At 64.4% G+C, this 22,370-nt stretch carries 24 protein-coding genes; 10 read left to right on the forward strand and 14 right to left on the reverse strand.

Annotated features, from left to right (window positions below):
* Positions 1-38: 38 nt before the first annotated feature.
* From EDF56_RS15860 to EDF56_RS15870, 3 genes are all read right to left on the reverse strand, one after another.
* Complete coding sequence (locus tag EDF56_RS15860) at positions 39-677, reverse strand: SOS response-associated peptidase family protein (RefSeq protein ID WP_132389116.1); 639 nt, start codon at positions 675-677, stop codon at positions 39-41.
* Positions 678-989: 312 nt separating this feature from the next.
* A complete protein-coding gene (locus tag EDF56_RS15865; protein ID WP_132389118.1) occupies positions 990-1,199 on the reverse strand; it encodes a hypothetical protein in 210 nt (69 codons plus the stop codon).
* A gap of 80 nt (positions 1,200-1,279) precedes the next feature.
* Positions 1,280-1,486, reverse strand: coding sequence for a cold-shock protein (locus EDF56_RS15870; protein ID WP_132389120.1), 207 nt, complete (start codon positions 1,484-1,486; stop codon positions 1,280-1,282).
* A 608-nt stretch (positions 1,487-2,094) separates the two neighbouring features.
* Here EDF56_RS15870 and EDF56_RS15875 point away from each other — a divergent pair.
* Both EDF56_RS15875 and EDF56_RS15880 read left to right on the forward strand, forming a co-directional pair.
* A complete protein-coding gene (locus tag EDF56_RS15875) occupies positions 2,095-2,301 on the forward strand; it encodes a cold-shock protein (RefSeq protein WP_132389122.1) in 207 nt (68 codons plus the stop codon).
* A 75-nt stretch (positions 2,302-2,376) separates the two neighbouring features.
* Entirely contained in the window at positions 2,377-2,613 is a 237-nt protein-coding gene (locus tag EDF56_RS15880; protein ID WP_243652631.1) for a hypothetical protein, read from the forward strand.
* 114 nt (positions 2,614-2,727) lie between these two features.
* Here the strand turns inward: EDF56_RS15880 and EDF56_RS25970 are convergent, their stop codons facing one another.
* The 4 genes from EDF56_RS25970 to EDF56_RS15890 form a co-directional block, all read right to left on the reverse strand.
* Positions 2,728-2,880 carry a hypothetical protein gene (locus tag EDF56_RS25970; protein ID WP_165912212.1) on the reverse strand — a complete coding sequence of 51 codons (153 nt, stop codon included), beginning with the start codon at positions 2,878-2,880 and terminating at the stop codon, positions 2,728-2,730.
* Between the two features lie 33 nt (positions 2,881-2,913).
* A complete protein-coding gene (infA, locus tag EDF56_RS15885; protein ID WP_132389124.1) occupies positions 2,914-3,180 on the reverse strand; it encodes a translation initiation factor IF-1 in 267 nt (88 codons plus the stop codon).
* A gap of 291 nt (positions 3,181-3,471) precedes the next feature.
* Positions 3,472-3,603 (reverse strand): hypothetical protein, encoded by a 132-nt coding sequence (locus EDF56_RS26625; protein WP_279389717.1) that lies wholly within the window; start codon positions 3,601-3,603, stop codon positions 3,472-3,474.
* Positions 3,604-3,700: 97 nt separating this feature from the next.
* A complete protein-coding gene (locus EDF56_RS15890) occupies positions 3,701-4,225 on the reverse strand; it encodes a hypothetical protein (RefSeq protein WP_165912213.1) in 525 nt (174 codons plus the stop codon).
* Between the two features lie 320 nt (positions 4,226-4,545).
* Between EDF56_RS15890 and EDF56_RS15895 the strand changes: the two genes are divergently transcribed.
* Entirely contained in the window at positions 4,546-5,976 is a 1,431-nt protein-coding gene (locus tag EDF56_RS15895; RefSeq protein WP_243652632.1) for a globin-coupled sensor protein, read from the forward strand.
* A gap of 198 nt (positions 5,977-6,174) precedes the next feature.
* Here EDF56_RS15895 and EDF56_RS15900 read toward each other — a convergent pair whose 3' ends face one another.
* Positions 6,175-6,648 (reverse strand): Lrp/AsnC family transcriptional regulator, encoded by a 474-nt coding sequence (locus EDF56_RS15900; protein ID WP_132389128.1) that lies wholly within the window; start codon positions 6,646-6,648, stop codon positions 6,175-6,177.
* Between the two features lie 98 nt (positions 6,649-6,746).
* Between EDF56_RS15900 and putA the strand changes: the two genes are divergently transcribed.
* Positions 6,747-10,340 (forward strand): trifunctional transcriptional regulator/proline dehydrogenase/L-glutamate gamma-semialdehyde dehydrogenase, encoded by a 3,594-nt coding sequence (gene putA, locus EDF56_RS15905; RefSeq protein ID WP_132389130.1) that lies wholly within the window; start codon positions 6,747-6,749, stop codon positions 10,338-10,340.
* 366 nt (positions 10,341-10,706) lie between these two features.
* Positions 10,707-11,255: a dihydrofolate reductase family protein gene (locus EDF56_RS15910; RefSeq protein WP_132389132.1), complete on the forward strand. Its 549-nt coding sequence runs from the start codon at positions 10,707-10,709 to the stop codon at positions 11,253-11,255.
* A gap of 221 nt (positions 11,256-11,476) precedes the next feature.
* Here EDF56_RS15910 and EDF56_RS15915 read toward each other — a convergent pair whose 3' ends face one another.
* Positions 11,477-12,679 (reverse strand): MFS transporter, encoded by a 1,203-nt coding sequence (locus EDF56_RS15915; protein WP_132389134.1) that lies wholly within the window; start codon positions 12,677-12,679, stop codon positions 11,477-11,479.
* A gap of 323 nt (positions 12,680-13,002) precedes the next feature.
* Between EDF56_RS15915 and EDF56_RS15920 the strand changes: the two genes are divergently transcribed.
* The 3 genes from EDF56_RS15920 to EDF56_RS15930 all read left to right on the forward strand — a co-directional run bounded on the left by EDF56_RS15920 (position 13,003) and on the right by EDF56_RS15930 (position 15,689).
* Complete coding sequence (locus tag EDF56_RS15920; protein ID WP_132389136.1) at positions 13,003-14,001, forward strand: GNAT family N-acetyltransferase; 999 nt, start codon at positions 13,003-13,005, stop codon at positions 13,999-14,001.
* Positions 13,998-14,822 (forward strand): proline dehydrogenase, encoded by an 825-nt coding sequence (locus EDF56_RS15925; RefSeq protein ID WP_132389138.1) that lies wholly within the window; start codon positions 13,998-14,000, stop codon positions 14,820-14,822. Before EDF56_RS15920 ends, EDF56_RS15925 begins: the two co-directional genes overlap by 4 nt.
* A 120-nt stretch (positions 14,823-14,942) precedes the next feature.
* Positions 14,943-15,689, forward strand: a complete 747-nt coding sequence (locus tag EDF56_RS15930) for a metallophosphoesterase family protein (protein ID WP_165912214.1) — start codon at positions 14,943-14,945, stop codon at positions 15,687-15,689.
* Between the two features lie 48 nt (positions 15,690-15,737).
* Here the strand turns inward: EDF56_RS15930 and EDF56_RS15935 are convergent, their stop codons facing one another.
* The 5 genes from EDF56_RS15935 to cobA form a co-directional block, all read right to left on the reverse strand.
* Positions 15,738-16,541: a phosphoadenylyl-sulfate reductase gene (locus EDF56_RS15935; protein ID WP_132389142.1), complete on the reverse strand. Its 804-nt coding sequence runs from the start codon at positions 16,539-16,541 to the stop codon at positions 15,738-15,740.
* A 46-nt stretch (positions 16,542-16,587) separates the two neighbouring features.
* A complete protein-coding gene (locus EDF56_RS15940; RefSeq protein WP_132389144.1) occupies positions 16,588-17,019 on the reverse strand; it encodes a DUF934 domain-containing protein in 432 nt (143 codons plus the stop codon).
* 86 nt (positions 17,020-17,105) lie between these two features.
* On the reverse strand, positions 17,106-18,740 hold the full coding sequence (locus tag EDF56_RS15945; RefSeq protein ID WP_132389146.1) for a nitrite/sulfite reductase: 1,635 nt from the start codon (positions 18,738-18,740) through the stop codon (positions 17,106-17,108).
* Entirely contained in the window at positions 18,740-19,036 is a 297-nt protein-coding gene (locus tag EDF56_RS15950) for a DUF2849 domain-containing protein (RefSeq protein ID WP_132389148.1), read from the reverse strand. The genes EDF56_RS15945 and EDF56_RS15950 overlap by 1 nt, the downstream gene beginning before the upstream one ends.
* Positions 19,033-19,806: a uroporphyrinogen-III C-methyltransferase gene (gene cobA / locus EDF56_RS15955; protein ID WP_132389150.1), complete on the reverse strand. Its 774-nt coding sequence runs from the start codon at positions 19,804-19,806 to the stop codon at positions 19,033-19,035. The genes EDF56_RS15950 and cobA overlap by 4 nt, the downstream gene beginning before the upstream one ends.
* Before the next feature lie 591 nt (positions 19,807-20,397).
* Here cobA and EDF56_RS15960 point away from each other — a divergent pair.
* Positions 20,398-21,075, forward strand: coding sequence for a helix-turn-helix transcriptional regulator (locus EDF56_RS15960; RefSeq protein WP_243652633.1), 678 nt, complete (start codon positions 20,398-20,400; stop codon positions 21,073-21,075).
* Positions 21,076-21,368: 293 nt separating this feature from the next.
* Entirely contained in the window at positions 21,369-22,262 is an 894-nt protein-coding gene (locus EDF56_RS15965) for a GGDEF domain-containing protein (RefSeq protein ID WP_243652634.1), read from the forward strand.
* The last annotated feature ends 108 nt before the right edge of the window (positions 22,263-22,370 follow it).

Genomic DNA, 22,370 nt, shown 5'->3' on the forward strand with positions numbered 1-22,370 from the left:
AATGCACACTTGGCGGCGGTCAGGTGCTTTGGCGTACCTCAGGAAAGAGGCGCCGCAGTCGATCCCGTGAGGTCCGTGAGCTTGAACCATGGCTCGTCCGTGCGGTCGACGATCAGCGCGTCGCCGTATACCCGGCAAAGCTCGATGGCGTCGTCAGGGGTGCCATGCGTCCACTGTTCCCAATCTTCCGGAGCAAGGATCACCGGCATGTGATTTTGCCCGCCGACGTGTGCGTCGGGACCGCCAACCATCACCACGGAAAAGGCATCGCCCCATTCGACGGTGGGGCGCCAGATTCCGGCAACGGCGAAGAGCGATTCCTCCAGCGGCGAATACCACGTGCGCGTCATGGCGCCTTCGGCACCTTCCGGCTCGGCCCAGGCTGTCATGGGGATCAGGCAGCGACGATGGTGGAAGCTGTCCGCCCACATGCCGGTTTCCAACTCGCCGTCACGGACGCTGGTGACCGGGTTGGGTCTCAAGGGCAGCGCCGCGATCATGTTCTTGGGCGCGACCGGAAAGCCCCAGCGCATGGCGTGAACCGTTCCGTCTGCGATAACAAGGCCGAGGTTGCCCGGATGCACCTCTGCCGCAAAGCGCGGCAAATCCCCTGCGGGGGCGTGGAATAGGCCAGTGACCGCGTCGACTGGCTTGGTCATGCGGTAAATGTTGCTCATTTCTGAAAGATGGGAGCGCGCTGGCAGGAGTCAATGTGCGCCCGCATGGTAGTTTGTTCCCCAAACTCGACAATCGCTATCCGGTGAAGGGAGGGCTGCCGACAGATGCCTTCGCGCACCACGATGCGGCGGGCAATTCCCGCCTTGCCTCAGGACTGCGCGGTTCGTGGTAGTGGTGGGCGGTGCTTGTTTCTTCCTGCCGAGAATTGGCGGCCTCGCGCGGATCCTCAGGGATTAGGCGGCAATTCGAAGCCGACATCGCAAGCGTGCTGGTACGCGCCTTTCGCATACCGACACACCGCGTCCAAACCCTTACTTCGTTGTGTATTCGCCGGGCTTGGCGTTGAAGTTTGCCACTGCGAAAGCGCGGGCGGCATTGGCTGTCTTGAAGAACTCTTCCTGAAGGGAAGACGTGACGAGCGGATAACCTTGCGAATTGTACCGTGTGGTTCTTACGGTCAGGCGAAAGTTTCCGTCCGCGTCCTTATTGATAAGGAAAGGGCGTGAGCTCGGATCGGACATGTTCAATTCCCGTTCAACGGTAGGCCTCTAAGGCCAGGAAAAGCGGTGCGGATGGCCTGAGCCACCCGCACGAACGCCCTTCAGGCCGGCTGAAGATTGACAGCCGAGGTCTTGCCGCGGTTGTCGGTTTCCAGATCGTAGGAAACGCGCTGATCCTTGGTCAGCGTACCCATGCCTGCACGCTCCACGGCAGAGATGTGCACGAAGGCATCATTGCCGCCGGTTTCGGGCGCGATGAAGCCATAGCCCTTGTCGGCATTGAAGAATTTTACGGTTCCGGTAGTCATATGGAATATCCTTTGGCCGACGCGGCGCGCATGCGCCGTCGCGGCGCATTCCGGCTTCATGAGGCTCGTAAGGGACAAAGGGGGAAGCCAAAGGCTGCCCGATAGTCCGTCGCACGCGACGTCAGCACGGACAGCCATAGGCTGCATTTGCGGAAAATGCAATTTCAGACATGCGGGCCGGGGATGTTTCCTGTTTGCCCGTGCACGCTCTACCCAAAACGCTCGGCCCCGGTCGGCTCCAGATGGACTTCGCCGTTCTTGCCCTGCCGATAGCGCGATGTCTCGTAGTAGAGCCGTTTGCGTGCCCGGTCCTTGGCCGGGCGTTTGCTGCGGTCGAAACGGCCTGACTTGGCCCGCTATGTGGCGGCTTTGCGCCCAATTCCCGGGGTGAGCGCCGGAACTGCGACTGGTGGTTTCGATCCATATGTGCTATTTCGAAAATGCTGACGTCGAATTTGCGACGGGTCTCGGCAATATTGGCATTTTGAGTGGAGGTTTTCTCGGCTCAATTTCCTCTTGCGACGATTTCCTTTCATTCGATGATTTGACGCCCAAAAGTCGCACGATATTCGTGCGCACAATAATCGTTTCTTGAAAGGAGACGCAAAATGCCAGTCGGAACCGTTAAATTCTTCAACGTCGATAAGGGTTTTGGTTTCATCTCGCCTGAAGACGGCGGCCAGGACAGCTTCGTGCACATTTCGGCCGTTCAGAATTCCGGCATGCAGACGCTCGAGCGTGACCAGCGCGTCTCGTATGAGATCGAAGTTGCCCGCAACGGCAAGGCTTCGGCAGTCAATCTCCGCTCGGTTTGATCGTGACTGCGCAGGGCGGCCCCGCCAGCCCTGCCAGCCGATCGAACGCCGCTGCCGACTGTCAGGAATTTCGACATGAGCATGAGCCGGAGTTATTGCGACGAGATGGCTCGCCTGGCTAACCAGGCGGCTGCTCAGGCAACTTTGACCAACGTGCGGGATCGCGAACTGAGGTCCGCTTCCGCATGGCAAGCCATGTCGGAACGCATCCTCAAGACCGAGCAAGCGCGCGAAATGAAGGAGCGGGAACGCGTCGAGGCCTCCGTCAAGGATGACGGGGCCGAAGGCGATCGTTCCGGGAAATTGCAGTAGCGGATCGGATCCGCGATACCTGTCGCCGCAGGATGGGGGCCTTGCCTTCATCCTGCGGCGGAATGTCTCTCCCTCCGGATGCGTCACCCACACCGTGGCGTGGGCAGCACCGGTTCAGTCCACCATTGCGGCGACAAGAACGCGAAGTTCTTCGGGGGAGAGTGCGGCGCGCGTCGCATCCAGTGCTTGACCGAAAGGCGACGGCAGGCTGCCGCGGGAAGATTTATCGTAGGGACGCTTGAAGGCGTCGGTAATTTTATTGATCATGTAGTCCTAAATTCGCGGCCCTCGGCCGCTTTTTTATCGTCTGAAACCGCTGCGTCGTGCGCCGGGTCCAGCCTGGCCGGGGGTGCGTTCGCGGAATACGATGCGGCCCTTGCTCAGGTCATAAGGTGTCATTTCGACGTGGACGCGGTCACCGACAACCGTGCGGATACGGAACTTGCGCATCTTGCCCGCCGTATAGGCGATGATGCGGTGCCCGTTGTCGAGCAGGACGGCGAAACGTCCATCGGGAAGCACTTCCTCAATGAAGCCTTCCATCGTCAGCAATTCTTCTTTCGCCAATCTAACGGTCCTCGGATATGCGTTTTGCCCTGCCAGTGCACGGATGCAAAGCCAGGAGTGAATGCCAGGAAGCCGAAGAGGAAAGCGAGGTCGCAGCCATTCAGGCGCAAAATCGCGTCATTGAGCGACGCAGCACCCGCCAGATAGGGAATGACGCGGCCAATTTCAAGTCAAAGAAACGGCCATGGCCCCTATCCAGATAGGTGCTCGCGGAACAAAATCAATAATCGCCGAGTCAGTTTTGCATATCGGTGACTGAGGAACCCTTGGGTGGCGGCATTCCTGAGGACGTCAGTATTTCTTCTTCGTATCAGCCCGGCGGAAGGATCTCCGCTGGATCGCGAAGGCTTGCCAGCCGACGGATGTGGCCAGAATCGTCGTGCCGGTGATTACGGCCTCAAGGGTAAGGAGATCGGCTCCCACGGCATTCTCCTCGTTCGCGGGAACGATGCGTTCCCTGATCGGGCCGAGAGAACTCCGCGCCCGATTTTTGGAGGCTAACACCGGGTAGAGGGAGTGCCTAGGCGAATCTCGATTTCCGAGGCGCGGAATGCGCCCGAATCGCGCCCGGGGCGGGAAGAGCGGCAACCAGATTGTCGCCAAGCGTCTGGTAGAATTCGCATATCCCGAGGATTGCCGATTCCGAAAAAAGTCTGGGATCGATGGCCTTCCCGATATCCTTTTGGCCCGAGGCGATGCGGATGTCGGCGCGAAGCTGGCGAGCGGCCTCTTCGCCGGGCTGGCGGCCCAGCGCCGATGCGATCCGCATCAGCGCGCGCAGCCGGGCCAGGGCATGAAAGTCCATGCCCAGCAGCGACTGCACCGCCGAAAGTTTGCGAATGGCCGCATCGGCAGGCGGATTTTCGCCATATTCGCGGATACGCTGGCCGCTCGCGAGCAGAATGGCGTCGAGCAGGTTGAACAGGAAGCGGTCCAGTTCCTTCAGCCGATTCCCGTTCATGCGGATGAGCGCGGTCACGCCCTTCGCCGTGGGTGGGGAGAACGGCGCGGCGTGGCTCGCCCAGAAGGTGCAGCCCGACGACAATGTACGATGTGCGGTGGCAACGGCCGCAAGAGGCCCGGTCGGGATAGCGAGATCAGTTGGCGATCGATCGATGACGCCTTGTCCTTTCCGACGTTTGCCCTTCTCCGAAACAGTCAGAACAGAGGAGCGCCTTGCGCGAGAAGGCTTCGCCTAACACAGCGATCCCGGTTCTGCCATGGCCGAATTGCGAGCGGCGGGGGCGCGTGAGCGGCCAAAATTCCTAGGCGGAGAGCCCGGATTGTCTTTCTTTTCTCCTATCATAGCCTCCGTGTGGGGGCTTTCATCATCGCTCGGCGTAGCCGGCGGCATAGGAGACGAAGTTGACCATCAAGACCATCGAGGAACGGCTCACGTTCCTTGAGTTCAATGCTGCGCAGCGGCGTGTGCTCGCATCTGCCGAGCCGCTCCTGCGCAAGTGTATCGGCCCCGCTCTCGACCGTTTCTACGCCCGTGTCCGCGCGACGCCTGAAATGGTGCGCATGTTCCGGGGGGACAGCCATATCGATTCCGCCAAGTCCGCGCAGGTGGGCCACTGGATGCGCATCGCCACCGGCAAGTTCGATCAGGATTACTACGACGCCGTTTCGCGGATCGGCAAAGTCCATGCGACCATCGGGCTGGAGCCGCGCTGGTACATTGGCGGCTATGCGATGATCCTTGAGGAGATCATGGCGGCCGTGGAGCGCACCGCCAGCCCATGGCGCCGCCTGTTCCGCCCCGGTAGCGATGCCGGCAAGGTCAATCGCGCGCTGGTGAAGGCGGCGATGCTGGACATGGACCTGTCCATCTCGATCTATTTCCGGGAGGCGGAGGCGGAGCGCACGCAGGCCATCACGGCGCTGGACCGGGCGATGTCGCGCCTGGCCGATGGCGATCTGGTGCATGACATCGACGATCTGCCGCGGACCTATCTCTCGCTCACCCAGTCCTACAACAAGAGCCTTGCCAACTTGCGCGGCACGATCGGTTCGGTGGTGGAGACCTCCAGCGCCATCCAGGGCGGCGCGGGCGAGATCGCGCGTGCTTCCGAGGATCTGGCCCGCCGTACCGAGAGCAATGCCGCCAGTCTTGAGCAGGCGGCGGCGACGCTGCAGCAGGTGGAGGACCGCGTGAAGGTCACCGCCGGCGGGGCACAGGAAACGCTGGAGATCGCGGGCGAAGCACTCAACGCCGTTGGGCAGGGGCGTGGCGTGGCGGTGGATGCCGTGCAGGCCATGCGCACCGTGCTGGAGAGCGCGCGCGGGATCGACGGCGTGATCGAGGGCCTCGACAAGATTGCCTTCCAGACGCGGGTTCTGGCGATGAATGCGGCGGTGGAAGCCGGGCGCGCGGGTGAGGCAGGTCGCGGTTTCGCGGTCGTGGCCGATCTCGTCAGTTCGCTGGCCATGCGGTCCGAGGAAGAGGCGCGCCGCGCGCGCGACGGTCTTTCGGCCACCCGCAACGAGATCGAGGAAGCGGCTTCGGCCGTCACCCGTGTCGATCTGGAGCTGGAGCGGATCGCCGGCGAGGTGGACCGCGTGCACAAGCTGGTCGCCTCCATGGCACGCGATAACGACGCGCAGGCCATCGCCATCAGCGAGATTAACGCGACTGTTGGCATGATGGATCGTTCGACCCAGCAGAACGCGGCGATGGTAGAAGAGACGTCGGCGGCGACCCGGTCGCTCTCGTCCGATGCCACTGCGCTGGCCGTGCAGGCGGGGCTGTTTCAGATCGAGGAAGGACGCAAGCCGGGCCTTCGCGCGGCCTGAGGATTCGCTTCAGGCTAGGATTACCGACCGGCCTCTCGATCATCCGCAGACCGACCAATCAAACACTCCGTCGCCCCCGCGAAGGCGGGGGCCCCGCTTCCTTCGCGCTACGCCTCAAGAAAAGCGGGGTTCCCGCCTTCGCGGGAACGACGGGGTGTTTTTTGGCAGGGTGGGGTGTCGATTGGCCCAAACCCGACCTCACACGTTCCCGGTATCCTTCACCGTCTCCATCGCGACGTAAGTCGATGTGCTGGAAACGTGGGGCAGATTGGACAGCTTCTCCCCTAGCACCTCGCGATAGCGGCGGATGTCGCGGGTGCGGACTTTCAGCAGATAGTCGAAGTGGCTGGCCAGCATGTGGCACTCCTCCACTTCGGGAATGCGCCGCACCGCCGCGTTGAATTCCTTCAGCGCCTGTTCGCGCGTGTCGGACAGTTTCACTTCGGTGAAGGCCACGTGGTCGAGCCCCAGCGCGGCCGGATCGACTGCCGCGTGAAAGCCCCGGATCACCCCCGAATCGATCAGTCGCTTCAGCCGAACCTGACAGGGCGTCTTGGACAGCCCGACCACGCGCGCGAGTTCGGTGACGCTGATCCGCCCATCGTTTCTGAGCGTTGCGACGATCTTGCGGTCGTGTTCATCCAGATCGACTGATTTGATCGGTTTGGCCATCCTGATAGACTAGGTATGGCTTGAACATAAGTCCATATGGCCTGTTTAAGCCGCGTGAAAAGGCGGATTGCCACGTGCACCCGCGATATTGTGCGCGCATGACCCAGACCCCGCCATTCGCCGCTTTCGCTCCCGCCGTCAGCGCGCCAACCGCGCTCCGCAGCGCCATCACCGATGCCTTCCGCCGCGACGAGGCCGAATGCATGGCTCCGCTGCTGGCCGCAGCGACGCTGCCCGATGCGACCCGCGCCGCCGTCCGTGCCACCGCCAGCAACCTCGTCACCACGCTGCGCGTCAACCATAAGGGCACCGGCGTCGAGGGTCTGGTGCAGGAATACTCGCTGTCGAGCGAGGAGGGCGTCGCGCTCATGTGTCTGGCCGAGGCGCTGCTGCGCATTCCCGACGATGCCACCCGCGATGCGCTCATCCGCGACAAGATCGCCGGCGGCGACTGGGGCGCGCACCTGGGCAACGGCAAGTCGCTGTTCGTCAATGCCGCCACCTGGGGCCTTGTTGTCACCGGCAAGCTGGTCGGCAGCGTCGATGACAAGGGCCTTGGCGCCGCGCTGACGCGCCTTGTCGCGCGCGCCGGTGAACCGGTAATCCGTCGCGGCGTCGACATGGCGATGCGCCTGATGGGCGAACAGTTCGTCACCGGCGAAACCATCGACGAAGCGGTGAAGCGCGCCCGCGAGCTGGAAGCGCAAGGCTTCCAGTACAGCTACGACATGCTGGGCGAGGCGGCGACGACGGCCGCCGATGCAGACCGCTACAACACCGACTACGTCAACGCCATCCACGCCATCGGCAAGGCCAGCGCCGGGCGCGGCGTCTATGGCGGGCCCGGCATTTCGATCAAGCTTTCAGCCCTCCACCCGCGCTATGTCCGCGCGCAGGCGGACCGGGTGATGAACGAACTGCTGCCGCGCGTGAAGGCGCTCGCAGTGATCGCCAAGAGCTACGACATCGGCCTCAACATCGATGCCGAGGAAGCAGACCGTCTCGAACTCTCGCTCGATCTGCTGGAGAGTCTGGCGCTCGATCCCGATCTGGCGGGCTGGGACGGCCTTGGCTTCGTGGTGCAAGCCTATGGCAAGCGCTGCCCCTATGTGCTCGACTGGATCATCGATCTGGCCCGCCGCGCCGGCCGCCGCATGATGGTGCGTCTGGTCAAGGGCGCCTACTGGGATGCCGAAATCAAGCGCGCGCAAGTCGATGGACTGGCCGACTTCCCGGTGTTCACCCGCAAGGTGCATACCGACGTGTCCTACGTCGCCTGCGCGCAGAAGCTGCTGGCCGCGCCGGATGCGGTGTTCCCGCAGTTCGCCACCCACAACGCGCAGACGCTGGCGACGATCTACCAGCTTGCCGGCCCGGACTTCGCCATCGGCAAGTATGAGTTCCAGTGCCTGCACGGCATGGGCGAACCGCTCTATTCGCAGGTCGTCGGCAAGGACAAGCTGGACCGTCCCTGCCGCATCTACGCGCCGGTCGGCACGCATGAGACGCTGCTGGCCTACCTTGTGCGCCGCCTGCTGGAAAACGGCGCGAACTCCTCGTTCGTGAACCGCATCGCCGATCCGGCGGTACCGGTGGACGAGATGGTTGCCGATCCGGTCGACATCGTCCGCGCCATGCCGCACCCCGGCGCGCGCCACAGCGAGATCGCCGCACCTGCCGGCCTCTACACCGGGCGCCGCAACTCGGCCGGTATCGATCTGGCCGACGAGACCGCGCTGACCGCGCTCACCGCCGCGCTTCAGGCCTCCGTGACGCGCGAATGGTTCGCCATGCCCGCCAATGCGCAGGGCAAGGTGCGCGACGTGCTGAACCCCGCCGACCACCGCGACGTGGTGGGCAAGGTGATGGAAGTGGCGCCCGAAGCCGCCGCCGTCATGGTCGCGCGCGCCGCGATCAGCCGCTGGGGCGGTACGCCGGTAGCCGATCGCGCCGCCATGCTCGATGCTGCCGCCGACATGATGCAGGCGCGGATCGGCGAGCTGATGGGGCTGGTCATCCGCGAAGCCGGCAAGTCCGCCGCCAATGCCATTGCCGAAGTGCGCGAGGCGATCGACTTCCTGCGCTATTACGCGCAGCAGGCCCGCGCGACCTTCGGTGCGGAGCAAGTCGCCCTCGGCCCGGTGGTCTGCATCAGCCCGTGGAACTTCCCGCTGGCGATCTTCGCCGGGCAAGTCGCCGCCGCGCTCGTTGCCGGCAACACCGTGCTGGCCAAGCCGGCCGAAGAGACCCCGCTGATTGCCGCCGAAGCCGTGCGCATCCTGCATGAGGCCGGCGTTCCGGCCGATGCGCTGCAACTGGTGCCGGGCGACGGCAAGGTCGGCGCCGCGCTTGTCGCCGCGCCGCAAGTGGCCGCGGTCATGTTCACGGGCTCCACCGAAGTCGCACGCCTGATCCAGAAGCAGCTTGCGGGCCGCACCTCGGCGGATGGCCGCGCCATTCCCCTGATTGCCGAGACCGGCGGCCAGAACGCGATGATCGTCGATTCCTCCGCGCTGGCAGAGCAGGTGGTGGCGGACGTCATTGCCTCGGCTTTCGATTCCGCCGGTCAGCGCTGCTCGGCGTTGCGTGTGCTGTGCCTTCAGGAAGACGTGGCCGACCGGACGCTGAAGATGCTGAAGGGCGCTCTGGCCGAACTCTCCGTCGGCAACACCCAGACGCTGGCAACCGACATCGGCCCGGTCATCACCGCAGAGGCGCAGACCAATATCGCCGCGCATATCGAGACGATGAAGGCGCGCGGCTGCAAGGTCGAGCAAGTGGCGATCCCAGCCGACTGCGTGCGTGGTACGTTCGTTGCCCCCACCATCGTCGAGATCGACAGCATCGCCCAGCTTGGCCGCGAGGTCTTCGGCCCCGTGCTCCATGTCGTTCGCTTCCGCCGCGACGATCTGCCGGGCCTGATCGATGCGATCAACGGCACCGGCTATGGCCTGACCTTCGGCCTGCACACCCGCCTCGACGCCACGGTGGAGCGCGTCACTTCGGCGGTGAAGGCGGGCAACCTCTACGTCAACCGCAACACCATCGGCGCGGTCGTCGGCGTGCAGCCGTTCGGCGGGCGCGGGCTTTCGGGCACCGGCCCCAAGGCAGGCGGGCCGCTCTACCTCGGCCGTCTGGTCACCAAGGCACCCGAAGTGCTCGGTCCGGCAGGGCATGGCACACCGCTGGTGGAAGCCTTCGCCGCATGGCTGGAGAGCGTGGGCGAGGCGAGCGCCGCTGCCCAGGCGCGCAAGATCGGGGTGGCATCCGCCCTTGGCACCGAGATGGAACTGACCGGCCCGGTGGGCGAACGCAACCTCTACGCGCTGCACCCGCGCGGCCGCGTGCTGCTCCGCCCGGCCACCCGCGCCGGTCTCTTCGCGCAGATGGCGGCCGTGCTGGCCACCGGCAACACCGCTGCCGTGGAGGGCATGGACGTCCCCGGCGGCCTGCCCGCCGAGATCGAGGCGCGGTTCCACCCCGTCGCGGGCGAAGCCTTCGCGGCCTGCCTTGTGGAGGGTGATGCCGCCGCCGTGCGCGCCGCCTGCGAGGCCGTGGCGGCGATGTCCGGCCCGATCGTGCCGGTGCACGTCAGCGCGGGACCCAATGGTGCCTGGTTGCTGGAAGAGGTCTCCACCTCGATCAACACCACCGCGGCGGGCGGCAATGCCAGCCTGATGATGATCGGCTGATCCGCTTTCATCGCTGCGACTCGGACGGGCCGCTCCCTTCGTGGGGGCGGTCCGTTGTCGTTTGCGCAAGGTGACACTCCGGTTGACACAGTTGACACGGTCCAGAGAAAATCTCGCCGGTGTCACCTTGTGGCAGCCGCCAGAGGGCAAGCCGCTGATCCTGCCCGCAATTCGAGTCGTGCCGCGTCGCATGGCGCAAGAGTCTCAAATCGCACGCTTGTAGGAAAACGAAACACGCCGGAAACAGTCGCCGCAGCCCGGCTGAGGCCCGTCTCGTCCGCTTTCCGGCAACCCGCGCGGCCCGGCATTCTTCACATCTTTGCGACCGACCGTCACAGGTGTAGGATATCAGGTGGAGAAACACCCATGGGCAGGATGATCGTAGAGGCTGCCACGAGCATCGACGGATATTGGACCGATGCCGATGGCGTGACCGTTTTCCCGGTCGACGACGCGCGGCGCGCCAAGATGGTTGCGCGGCTGGCGGATACTTGCGGTGCCGTGGTGATGAGCGCCCATGCCTTCGCGGCGGGCGGAGATCCGGACTGGTATGCCGACAATTACGAGCTTCAGGTGCCGATCTTCGTCGTTACCGACCATGCCCCCGTTCCCGCGCCGCGGGAGAATGCGCGGCTGCACTTCCACTTTCACGCCGATTTCGCCTCCACTTTCGCGGCGGCCCAGAACGTGGCGGGCGAGAGGGCGGTGCTGGTGATCGGCGGAGCGCGAACGGTCAGCGCCGCGCTCAGCACCGGCAAGGCGGACGAGATCTGGCTGCGCGTAATGTCCCGCGCGCTGGGCAGGGGCGCGCCGCTGTTCGATGAAGATATGCCCTTCGAGGACTATTTCGTGTCCGAGATGGAGAACACGCCCAGCGCCGTCCACATGCGGCTGGAGCGGCGAGACCAGAATTAGGCCGGCGCGGCCTGCCTCACCTCATCAATAACCACTTCGTCACCCCCGCGAAGGCGGGGGCCCCGCTTTTTGGGGCTCACGCAGAGACGCGGAGACGCAGAGGGGGCAGTTTCGGCACGCCCCCTCTGCGTCTCCGCGTCTCTGCGTGCTAAAAAGCAAGCGGGATCCCCGCCTGCGCGGGGACGACGGAGCGGAAGGGCGAAGGTAGTGTATTGAGCGCCTCAGGCGCAGGCCGGAACCGCTTCCAGTTCCACGCCGCGCTTGTGGTGCGCCAAGGTCAGCAGGAACACCGCCAGACCGCCCAGCGACAGCCCCGCGCCGATCCAGCCGGTGGAGGTCAGCCCCCAGCCGGCCGAGATGGCCAGACCGCCCAGCCACGGGCCCAGCGCATTGGCGAAGTTGAAGGCGCTGTGGTGCGCGGCGGCGGCCAGTGCCTGCGCCTCGCCCGCAACGTCCATCAGGCGCGTCTGCAGGATCGTGCCGAGCCCGCCCGAGAAGCCCACCATCAGGATCACCGGCACCAGCGTCCAGATATTGCCCGCCGCAAAGGGGAACAGCGCCAGCGAGAAGGCGCTGAACAGCAGCGCGCCGATTGCCGCGCGGCTCTGTGCGCGGTCGGCCGCCCAGGCCCAGAACAGGTTGCCCACGGTCATGCCCACGCCGAACACCGCCAGCACCAGCGGCACCATGGTTTCGGGCACTTTCGTCACTTCGATCATGGTCGAGGCAATGTAGGTATAGACCGCGAAGAGTCCGCCGAAGCCGATCGCGCCGGTCAGCAGCGTCAGCAGAACTTGCGGACGGCGCAATGCACCCAGTTCCCGCATCGGGCTCGCGCCTTCCGAAGGCCGCTGGTGCGGCGCGAACAGTGCGACGAGAGCCACGGTAATCAGCGCCAGCACCGAAACGACGGCAAAGCCCGCACGCCAGCCCAGAGCCTGCCCCAGCCAGTTGGCGGCGGGAACACCGATGACGGTGGCCACTGTCAGGCCCGACATGACCATGGCCACGGCCTGCGCGCGGCGGTTTTCCGGCACCATGGAGGCTGCCACCAGCGCTGCCACGCCGAAATAGGCGCCGTGCGGCAGGCCGGAGAGGAAGCGGAACAGGATCAGCAGCGGATAGCTCGGCGCCATGGCCGAAAGCCCGTTGCCCAGCGCGAACAGAGCCATCAGCCCGATCAGCAACGTCCGCCGCCCCAGTCGTGCCGCCAGTACCGCGATCACCGGCGCGCCTACGAACACGCCCAGTGCATAGGCGCTGATCGCATGACCCGCTTGCGGCTCAGTCAGATGCAAATCGCGGGCGAAATAGGGCACGAGGCTCATGGCCGCGAATTCGGTCGTTCCGATCGCGAAAGCGCCCATCGCCAGCGCGAGCGTGACGAGTGCGGGGTGGGTATGAGGGGCGTTTCGATCGGTCATGTTGCACTGCAATATTGGGGGCATTTGGGCCTTACTGCAACCCGGCGCAAAGCCAATACGATTCGGAGGTGCGTTTTCTGCATGTCAAAGTTCGGCTGTCGCAACCGAAGCGATCGGACGCAGACGCGCTTTAACTTAGGATAAGCAGATTCTCGCTATCGCTTTCGCGGGGGCGACCAACATGTCGCGAAGGGAATTGCGGCGTGCGCCATGAAACACCAGAGGCCGAACGGAGGGCCGGACCGGAAAGGTCCGGGCTGAAGGCGCGCCTGCGTGTCCCGCGCGGCTCATCCGGCGACGTTCCGCAGGAAGATTGGCGGCGCTTGGAGGCAAGCGCCCGGCTGCCATCGCAGATGCTCGCGTTCTACGAAGCGCTTGTCGCCACCATGCTGGCGGGCTGCGTGCGACGTGTGGTGGCGATCCGTGAGAGCGGCCGGCCCATCGCACTGCTGCCGCTGTGCCGCCGGCCGGGCTGGTTCGGGCGCTGGCATGTGGCGGGTGAGCGACAGGTCTATGAACCGGTCGATGCGCTGTGCCGCGATGATGCGGCCGCCGCTGCACTGGGGCAGGAACTGGCGTGGCTCCGGCGTCCCTTGCGGTTGGAGCGGGTACCGACGGATTCGCCCCTGGTGGCGGCGCTCGGCACGGCGATGAAGGGACGGGGCCTGCTGGTCGTCCGCCCCGCCACGGGATGCCCGACGATTGCCATAGACTCCGCCGCGCCCGATCCCGAGGCGCGCTTCAACGCGGGCCGCCGCTCCGATTTCCGCCGTGCCCGCCGCCGGGCTGAGGCCGAAGGCGAAGTCACTTTTGAAATGCACGCGCCCAGCCGCGCCACGTTCGACGCCCTGTTCGACGAGGCGGTGGAGATCGAACGGAGCGGCTGGAAGGGCGATGCGGGTACGGCTTTGGGATGCGATCCGGTCAAGGCCGCGTTCTTCCGCGATTTTCTGAGCCGCGCGAGTGGGGAGGGCGCCTGCCGCGTGGCCTTCATGCGGATCGGCGGCAAGGCCGTGGCGATGCAACTCGCGGTGGAATTCCAGCGCCGTTACTGGCTGTTCAAGATCGGGTTCGACACCGCCTTCTCGCGCGTGTCTCCCGGCAATCTGCTGATGCTTCATGCGCTGGCCGACGCCACCGGGCGGGGGCTGCTTGGCATCGAGTTGCTGGGCGAAGTGGAGCCGTGGATCATGGATGTCTGGACGCGCGAGGCGATGGCCTGCGTGCGGCTCCAGACCTACCCGTTCAACCTCCATGGCCTTGCCGCGCTGGCGGTGGAGGCGGCCAACTGGCTGTGGCAGCGGCGACCGGGCCGCCGATGAGCGCAGGCATCGGCACGAAATTGCGCGTGGCCTTCTCGCGCACGGTAGAGGCGGTGGCCCCCGCGCCCGACGCGGCGGCAGCAGCGCGGGCGGCGGTTTCCTTGCACGGAGGGGGTATAGCGGCGACGCTCAGCTACTTTCCGGCGTGGGATGGCGTACCGGACGGGATCGTGACCGCCTGCGGGGCCCTGTCTCGCGCCTTGAACGGTACGGTTCCGGGCACGTGCCTCGCTATCAAGGCGTCTCCACTGCATTTCGACAAGGACCTGCTGCGCGCCGTCGCCACTCCGGCCAGCGCGGTGGGCATGACCGTGGTGTTCGACGCGCTGACCCACGCGCAGGCGGGGCCGACGCTCGATCTGGTCGAGTGGCTGGCCGGCGAATACGGCACAAGCGGCACCGCGCTCCCCGCCCGCTGGCAGCGCAGCGCGGCCGACGCCGAACGCTTGCGCGACGCGCCGGTGCGCATCCGTCTGGTCAAGGGCGAGTGGGCCGATCCGGATAGCGACGCGGGCGACCTTTCGGCGGCGTTCCTTGAACTGGTGCACCTGCTCGCCGGACGATCCGCGCCGGTGGGCGTAGCCACGCACGATCCGGCGCTCGCCCGCGCGGCGCTGGAGATCCTGAAAGCCTCGGGCACCCCCTGCGAACTGGAACAGTTGCGCGGCCTACCCATGAAGCGCAGCAGCAGGGTGGCAGGCGAACTAGGCGTGCCGGTGCGGCTTTACTGGCCCTTCGGCCCGGGCTGGTGGCCCTACGCCGCCGAGAAACTGGTCGAGCGGCCTTATCTGCCGAAGTGGTGGATGCAGGATCGCTTTTAAGCGCCGGTACTTCGTCGCGAAGTCGTTCAAGCGCGCGGGCGATAAGGAGAGTATCGAAACAAGTATTTCTTGCGGATTTCACTCCTGCCGGATGACTTGATGTCGCTGGGGAGGCTCGGAATGATAGATGTGAACAGCTTGCCGGTCGGCGGATCGGAGCAATTCACGGCCGTCTATGCGGTTGGCGATATTCATGGCCGGCTCGATTTGCTCGACCGGATGGAGGCCCTGATTGCATCGGATATCACGCAGCATCAGCCGATACATCCGCTGATATGCTATCTGGGTGACTATATAGACCGTGGTCCCCAATCAGCGCAGGTCATCGATCGGCTAAGCGGGGACTTCACCGACGGCATCGACCGCGTTTTCCTCAAGGGAAACCATGAGGACCGAATGCTCGACTTTCTCGACGATCCCGCGAAAAACGGGCCTTCGTGGCTAAAGTTCGGCGGTCGGGAGGCGTTGGAGAGTTATGGTCTGACGGTCTCGGAGCAACCGGAAGAATCGGAATGGGCCTATTTGCGGGAGGCGCTTCGTGACGCTTTGCCTCCGGAACATCACAGCTTCCTGACGGCGCTGGATTTGGGGTTCCGTTGGCGTGATTATCTGTTTGTCCATGCCGGCCTCGACCCGGAACGTCCGACGACGGCGCAAATGCCGCATGACTTGATGTGGATCAGGGAGCCGTTTCTCTCGTCCGACCACGACTGGGGTTTCAGAGTGGTCCATGGCCATGTCATTGTGGACGAGCCCGTCTTTCGCGCCGACCGTATCGGCATTGACACCGGCGCCTATCAATCGGGATGTCTGACCTGCCTTGTCGTCACGGAGGACGGGCTGCGTCTGTTGCAGACGCAGCCCTAACGGGATTCGTGTCCGGACGTCCGTTTCAAGCGAACTCCCGAACCGGCTTCACAGATCCAGACCGAACTCCGGCGCGTTCTGGTCGGTGTGGTCCGTCGTGGGATGGGCGACATGGATGCCGCATTCGGTCTTGTCCCACCCGCGCCAGCGGCCCGAGCGGGGGTCTTCGCCTGCCGCCACCTTGCTGGTGCAGGGCATGCAGCCGATCGACGGATAGCCCTGCGCCACCAGCGGATGCGGGGGCAGGTCGTGCTCGGCGATATAGGCGGCGATGCGGTCCGGGTTCCAGTCGATCAGCGGGTTAACCTTCAGGCGCCCCTGCGCGTCGGTCGTGTCGATCTCGAAGCGCGGCAGCGTGGCGCGGGTCGAATTCTGGAACGCCTTGCGGCCGGTGAAGGAGGCGTCGTAGTTCAGCAGCGCCTTTTCCAGCGGCTTCACCTTGCGGATCTCGCAGCAGCCGTCCGGGTCGTAGGACCAGCGCAGCCCGCTCTCGTCCTTCTTCGCCAGTTCTTCCGCGTCGGGCAGCAGGTTGATCAGGTTGGTCAGGCCCAGCCGATCGACCAGTTGGTCGCGGTAGGCCAGCGTTTCGGGGAAGTGCTTGCCCGTTTCCAGGAACAGCACCGCCACCGAAGGATCGACCGAGGCGACGAGATGCAGCAGCACCGCCGATTCCGCACCGAAGCTGGACACGATCGCGATATCGCCGGCCATGCCTTCCTTGAGAACCGTTTCGAGCATTTCGTTCGTGTCGGTGCCGCGGAACAGGCGGTTCAGGCGCACGGCATCGGCCTCGTCGAAACGAGGGCCGGTGTCGATCAGGTCGCGAATGCGAGTCACTTCGGTACGGGTCATCGGGTGGTCCCTTTTGACGGCGATTTTCCGGTTATTGAGGTGGAAATCAGCCGTGGCGCTTGGCCCAGATCGCCTGGCGGCCATCGACGCCGGTGGCCTGGTAGACGTTCTCCCAACGGTCGAACGCATTCTGCGCGTCCTGCTCGTTGAGGGCCTTGTCGGGCGCGAAGGCGTCGAAGCCGCAGCGCTTGAGGTGCGAGAGCATGTCGATCACGAGATCGCCCACGGCACGCAGTTCGCCCGCATAGCCCGCTTCGCGCAGGATACGGGCCGAGGAGTAGCCACGGCCGTCGGTCCAGGCGGGGAAGCTCACTTCCACCAGCGAGAGACGGTTCAGATGCGGCAGCAAGTCGCGCGCGTCGTCGCCGGGCTCGATGCGGACGGCGGTGGCGTTGGACTGCTCGCCGAAGGAATCGACGGTCACTGCCGGATCGTTGACCGCTTCGTCTTCACGAAAGCGGAATTGCACATCAACCATGGAGCCCCCGCTCATCCTGAGCCTGTCGAAGGGTGAACGGATTGCAGCGTGCTTCGACAAGCTCAGCACAAGCGGTGGTGGCGGAATCAACCATAGATCGCTTCCTTGAACGGGGCCATGCCGATACGGCGATAGGTGTCGAGGAAGCGTTCCTCGCCCTGCTTGTTGGCGAGATAGACTTCAGTGGCCTTTTCGATGGCATCGACCACGCCGTCCTCGGTGAAACCGGGGCCGGTGATCTGGCCGAGCGAGGTGTCCGCGCCCTCGCTGCCGCCCAGCAGGAGCTGGTAGTTTTCCAGCCCCTTCTTGTCGACGCCGAGGATGCCGATGTGGCCCGCGTGATGGTGGCCGCAGGCATTGATGCAGCCGGAGATCTTCAGCTTCAGCTCGCCCAGTTCGGCCTGACGTTCGGCGCTGCCGAAGCGTTCGGAGATCTTCTGCGCCACCGGGATCGAACGGGCATTGGCCAGAGCGCAATAGTCGAGGCCGGGGCAGGCGATGATGTCGCCCACGGTGTCGAGATTAGCGGTCGACAGGCCGGCCGCGTCCAGCGCCTGCCACACGGTGTAGAGGTCGGCCTTCTTCACGTGCGGGAAGACGATGTTCTGAGCGTGGGTCACGCGCAGTTCGTCGAAGCTGTAGTCCTTGGCCAACTGGGCCATCAGGCGGATCTGTTCGCCGGTGGCGTCACCGGGGATACCGCCCACAGGCTTCAGCGAAACCGTGGCGATCACATAGCCCGCCTGCTTGTGGGCGTGCGTGTTGCGCTCCACCCAGAGGCGGAAGTCGGGATCGGTCAGGTCCAGATCGTCCGAGGCGCCGGCCTCGAAGCCGGGATCGACGAAGTGGGTCTTGATCCGCTCCAGCTCGGCCAGCGGGGGCTCGATCGGCTGGGTCAGCAGGTGCGCGAACTCTTCCTCCACCTGGCGGACATATTCGTCGCGGCCCAGTTCGTGGACGAGGATCTTGATGCGCGCCTTGTACTTGTTGTCGCGGCGGCCATAGCGGTTGTAGACGCGCAGGCACGCTTCCGAATAGGTGATCAGCTGGTCCAGCGGCACGAATTCGCGGATCAGCGGGGCGATCATCGGGGTGCGGCCCATGCCGCCGCCGGCGTAGAACTGGGCGCCGATCTCACCCGCGTCGTTCTTCACCATCTTGATGCCGATGTCGTGCAGACGCATCGCCGCACGGTCGGTTTCCGACGCGATGACGGCGATCTTGAACTTGCGCGGCAGTACCAGGAATTCCGGGTGGAAGCTGGACCACTGGCGCAGCAGTTCGGCGTAAGGACGCGGATCGACGATTTCTTCCGCAGCCGCGCCCGCATACTGATCGGACGAGATGTTGCGGATGCAGTTGCCGCTGGTCTGGATGGCATGCATCTCCACCTTGGCGAGTTCGGCCAGAATGTCGGGCGTGTCTTCCAGCTTGATCCAGTTGTACTGGATGTTCTGGCGGGTGGTGAAGTGGCCGTAACCGCGGTCGTACTTGTCCGCGATATCGCCCAGCAGCGTCATCTGCGCGGAATTCAGCGTGCCGTAGGGCACCGCGACGCGCAGCATGTAGGCGTGCAGCTGGAGGTAGAGGCCGTTCTGCAGGCGCAGCGGCTTGAACTGGTCCTCGGTAAGGTCACCGGCAAGGCGGCGGCGCACCTGATCGCGGAATTCCGCGACGCGCGTGTCGACCATCTGCTGGTCGTATTCGTCATACTTGTACATCAGATCACCCAGTTCACGGCTTCGGGGTCGGACGGCTTGAGCGTCAGATCGGGGCGAACGGTCGGCCCGAGAGCGCGGATACGCTCCTTGATATGGGCTGGGCGCACGCCTTCATCGGTCTTCGCGCCATCGACGATATAGGCGCCGACGACATTGCGGGCCCCTTCCTCACGCGCGACAAGGGCGGCGCCATGCTCGCCCACGTCGGCGGAATCGTTGACATCCAGCGACCAGCTTACGCCGGTCCACCAGATGACCGCCCCGGTCTTGAGGTCGTTGCCCGTCAGGATCTTCACTGTTGTACTGCCTCCAGCGCTGTTGCGCTTACGATGGTATCGGGCTGCGCGGTGACAGCGCCGATGACGATGAGCGCGGGGCTGGCCACCCGTTCCCGCTCAACAAGGTCTGCAAGGCCCGCAAGCGACGCGCGCAGCACGCGCATGTCGCCCCGCGTGGCCTTTTCGATCACCGCGACGGGAACGTCGGGCGTCAGGCCGTCCGCGATCAGCTTTTCGGTGATCTGGGCGGCGGTCGCAAGGCCCATGAAGATCACCAGCGTCCGGCCCTTGCCGGCAAGGCCGGACCAGTCCTGATCGGTCAGGCCCTTGCACTGGCCCGCCACGAAGCTGACGATCGAGGCATGGTCGCGGTGCGTCAGCGGGATCTGCGCGGCGGCGGCAGCGCCCAACGCGGACGAGATGCCGGGCACGACCTCCACCGGAACTCCGGCGGCGCGGCAGGCTTCGGCTTCCTCGCCGCCGCGGCCGAACACGAAGGGATCGCCGCCCTTCAGGCGCACGACGTCGCTACCGGCCAGCGCCTCGCGCACGAGGAGGGCGTTGATCTCCTCCTGCTTCATGGTGTGGCGCGAACGGGCCTTGGCCACCGAGATCAGACGGGCGGAAGGGCGCGCCATCGACAGGATCGCCGGATCGACCAGCCCGTCATGCACGATCAGCGCGGCATTCATCACCAGCCGCGCGGCGCGCAGGGTCAGAAGGTCCGGATCGCCGGGGCCGGCGCCGACCAGAAAGACTCGGCCAATGGAAGCGGGATTCGGTTGCATGGTGGCGCACATGGTCCCCCCATGAGGCCGATGCCAGCCAGAATGGCTTTGCAGGGGGCAAGAGCGGCTTTAGGGGCTCTGGAAAATGTTTTCGGTTGCAACGATCCCCGCCGCATTCCGGCTCTGCTCCGGAATATTTTACGGGTGCACTCTCGGTTTTTCCGAACTGTGCTCTACGATAAAACGTGTTTAATGCACAGGACTCGACGTCCCGAGTGCGGCGAATGCATGTCGAACTCTATCAAGCTTTTGATGTGGCTGGAAAATTTCGAGTTATGGTGAATATGCATTAGTAAAAATAGATAAGGAACGTCGCGGATAATTGTCAATTGATCTTCAATTGATCTGGCGCAGATCTGGTGCGGGTGGTCGCAAGATGCTGTCCAGGCTTACCTCCTTCTGTCTACAAGTGAACTGTGGGTTCTAAGACTGCGATCGCAGGTGGATAGGGTGGGTAAGTGGTTAGCCGTGTTCCGGTGATGATTAGCCGGTGCGCTAACGGAATCTTAACCCAGGGAGGAGAGCCTTGCGCCTCCTGGAGATCGCGCAATGCCCATTGAGGCACATTTCGAAGTTAACCCCGCAGCTGTCATGACCGACGGCGACCGCATACGTGCACCCCGCCGCAAGCTGATGCTCGAAACGCAAGGATCGAGTGCCACTGCCAGGGATATGCCCGTATTGGTTCACAATTTTTCCGAGACGGGGCTGCTTCTTGAAAGCGATTCCGTGCTCGCACCCGGCGAGACGATCGAGCTGGACTTGCCCGAGGTGGGGCTCACGCCCGCACGCGTGGTCTGGTCCAGTGGCAAGCTCTACGGCTGCGCGTTCGACCGCGTGCTGCCAAGGGCGGCGCTGAGCGCGGCGCAATTGCGCAGTGCGGTCCAGCCCGGCTTCGAGCTTCCCACGAATGGCTTCCCGGATGTCTCCACTGGTGGGACCGGCGGCAATGCCCCGGCGGCCATCGGCGGGGAAAGCCTTGGGGAGCGTCTGCATCGGCTGCGCAAGGAGCGCGGGCTGACGCAGGGCGAACTCGCCATGCGGCTGGGAGTCAGCAAGCCCACCGTCTGGGCCTGGGAGCAGGGCCGTGCCCGTCCGATCGAGGAGCGGCTCGATGCGATCGCCCGCGAGCTGGGTGTGGGCACGTCCGAACTGCGTCCGGGGCGTACTGTCGCCGGGCTTCCCGAACTCATTGCCCGCTGCCGCGAACAGATCGCTGCCGCGGTGGAGACCACGCCCGACAAGATCAAGATCATGATCGAATTGTGATCTTGTCCTGATTCGGGCTGAAAAGAGGCGTGTCTTTTCCGAGAAACGCCTTTGCGACTCAGTTACCCAATGGTAAATATAGGAATAACAATTACTTAAGACAAAGTGTGTTAGATAACAGGGCTAACGTAATTTGCGCTTGAGGCGTTGTTTGGGTCGCTCGAAGTCGTTCGATTGGTAGTCAGTTTTACTCATTTCCATGGGTGCGCGTCTGCTAACTGCTCGCTTCGGGAGGCCGTTTGTTCCTTGCGATCGTTTTGCGATCCATCGGCACCGGGGCACTATGCATGGGAATGGAATTCACATTCCAGGAATCTTGGACGCTGTACGGTCTTCTTGCGGAGGCCACGTCGGACGTCATACTCAAGACCAATAGTGACGGTTTCATCGTCCATGCCTCGCCGGGGATAGAGCGGCTTGGCGTGCGCTTGCAGGCGGACCGGATCGGGCCGCATGTGCTCGATCTCGTGGCCGACAGCGCCCGGGCGGCGGTGGCGCGCGAACTCGATGCGGCACTGGCCGGGCAACAGACGGAGCGCTGGGTCGAATTTCCCGCCGTCTCGAACGATGACCGCGACACCTGGTTCGAATTGCAGGCCCGCGCGCTGCGCGACGATCAAGGCACGGTGTACGGCGCGCTGGCGGTCATGCGCAGCATCGACGAGAAGCGGGTGCTCAAGGACCAGCTTTTCGCGGCGACTTACACCGATCCGCTCACGCGCCTGACCAATCGCGCGGCTTTCATCTCGATGCTCGAACACATGGTCGATGCCGGGATGGACGGCTGTCTGGCGATGTTCTCGATCGATTTCTTCCGCACTATCAACATGAAGTACGGTCAGCACACCGGCGACGATGTGCTGCGCGTCTTCGCCGACCTCCTACGCGAGATGCTGCGGAGCGACGATCTGATCTCGCGCATCGGATCGGAGCGCTTTGCGGTGCTGTTGCCGCGCACGAGTCCCTCACAGGCGCAGGCGATCTGCAGCCGCGTGGTGGCGACGCTGGCGGATCTTCGCCAGACCGTGGGCGAAAGCCGCATGGCGATCACCGCCAGCGGCAGTGTCGCCCAGATCGCAGAGAGTTTGGACAGCACTATCGAGCGTGCGGAACTGGCGCTGTTCTGCGCCAAGGCCAAGGGCCGCAACCGTCTGGAAATGGAGAAGCCGCGCCGCGTGGCGGCGTGACGACCGGGTTAGTTCTGGCGGAACGCCTGTTCCCAGTCCGAACGCCAGCCCCAAAACCCGTCATCCCCGCGAAGGCGGGGATCCCGCTTTTCTTGCGGCATACGAGAG

Origin of the sequence: Novosphingobium sp. PhB165 (assembly GCF_004341845.1) — a bacterium.
GTDB lineage: Bacteria > Pseudomonadota > Alphaproteobacteria > Sphingomonadales > Sphingomonadaceae > Novosphingobium.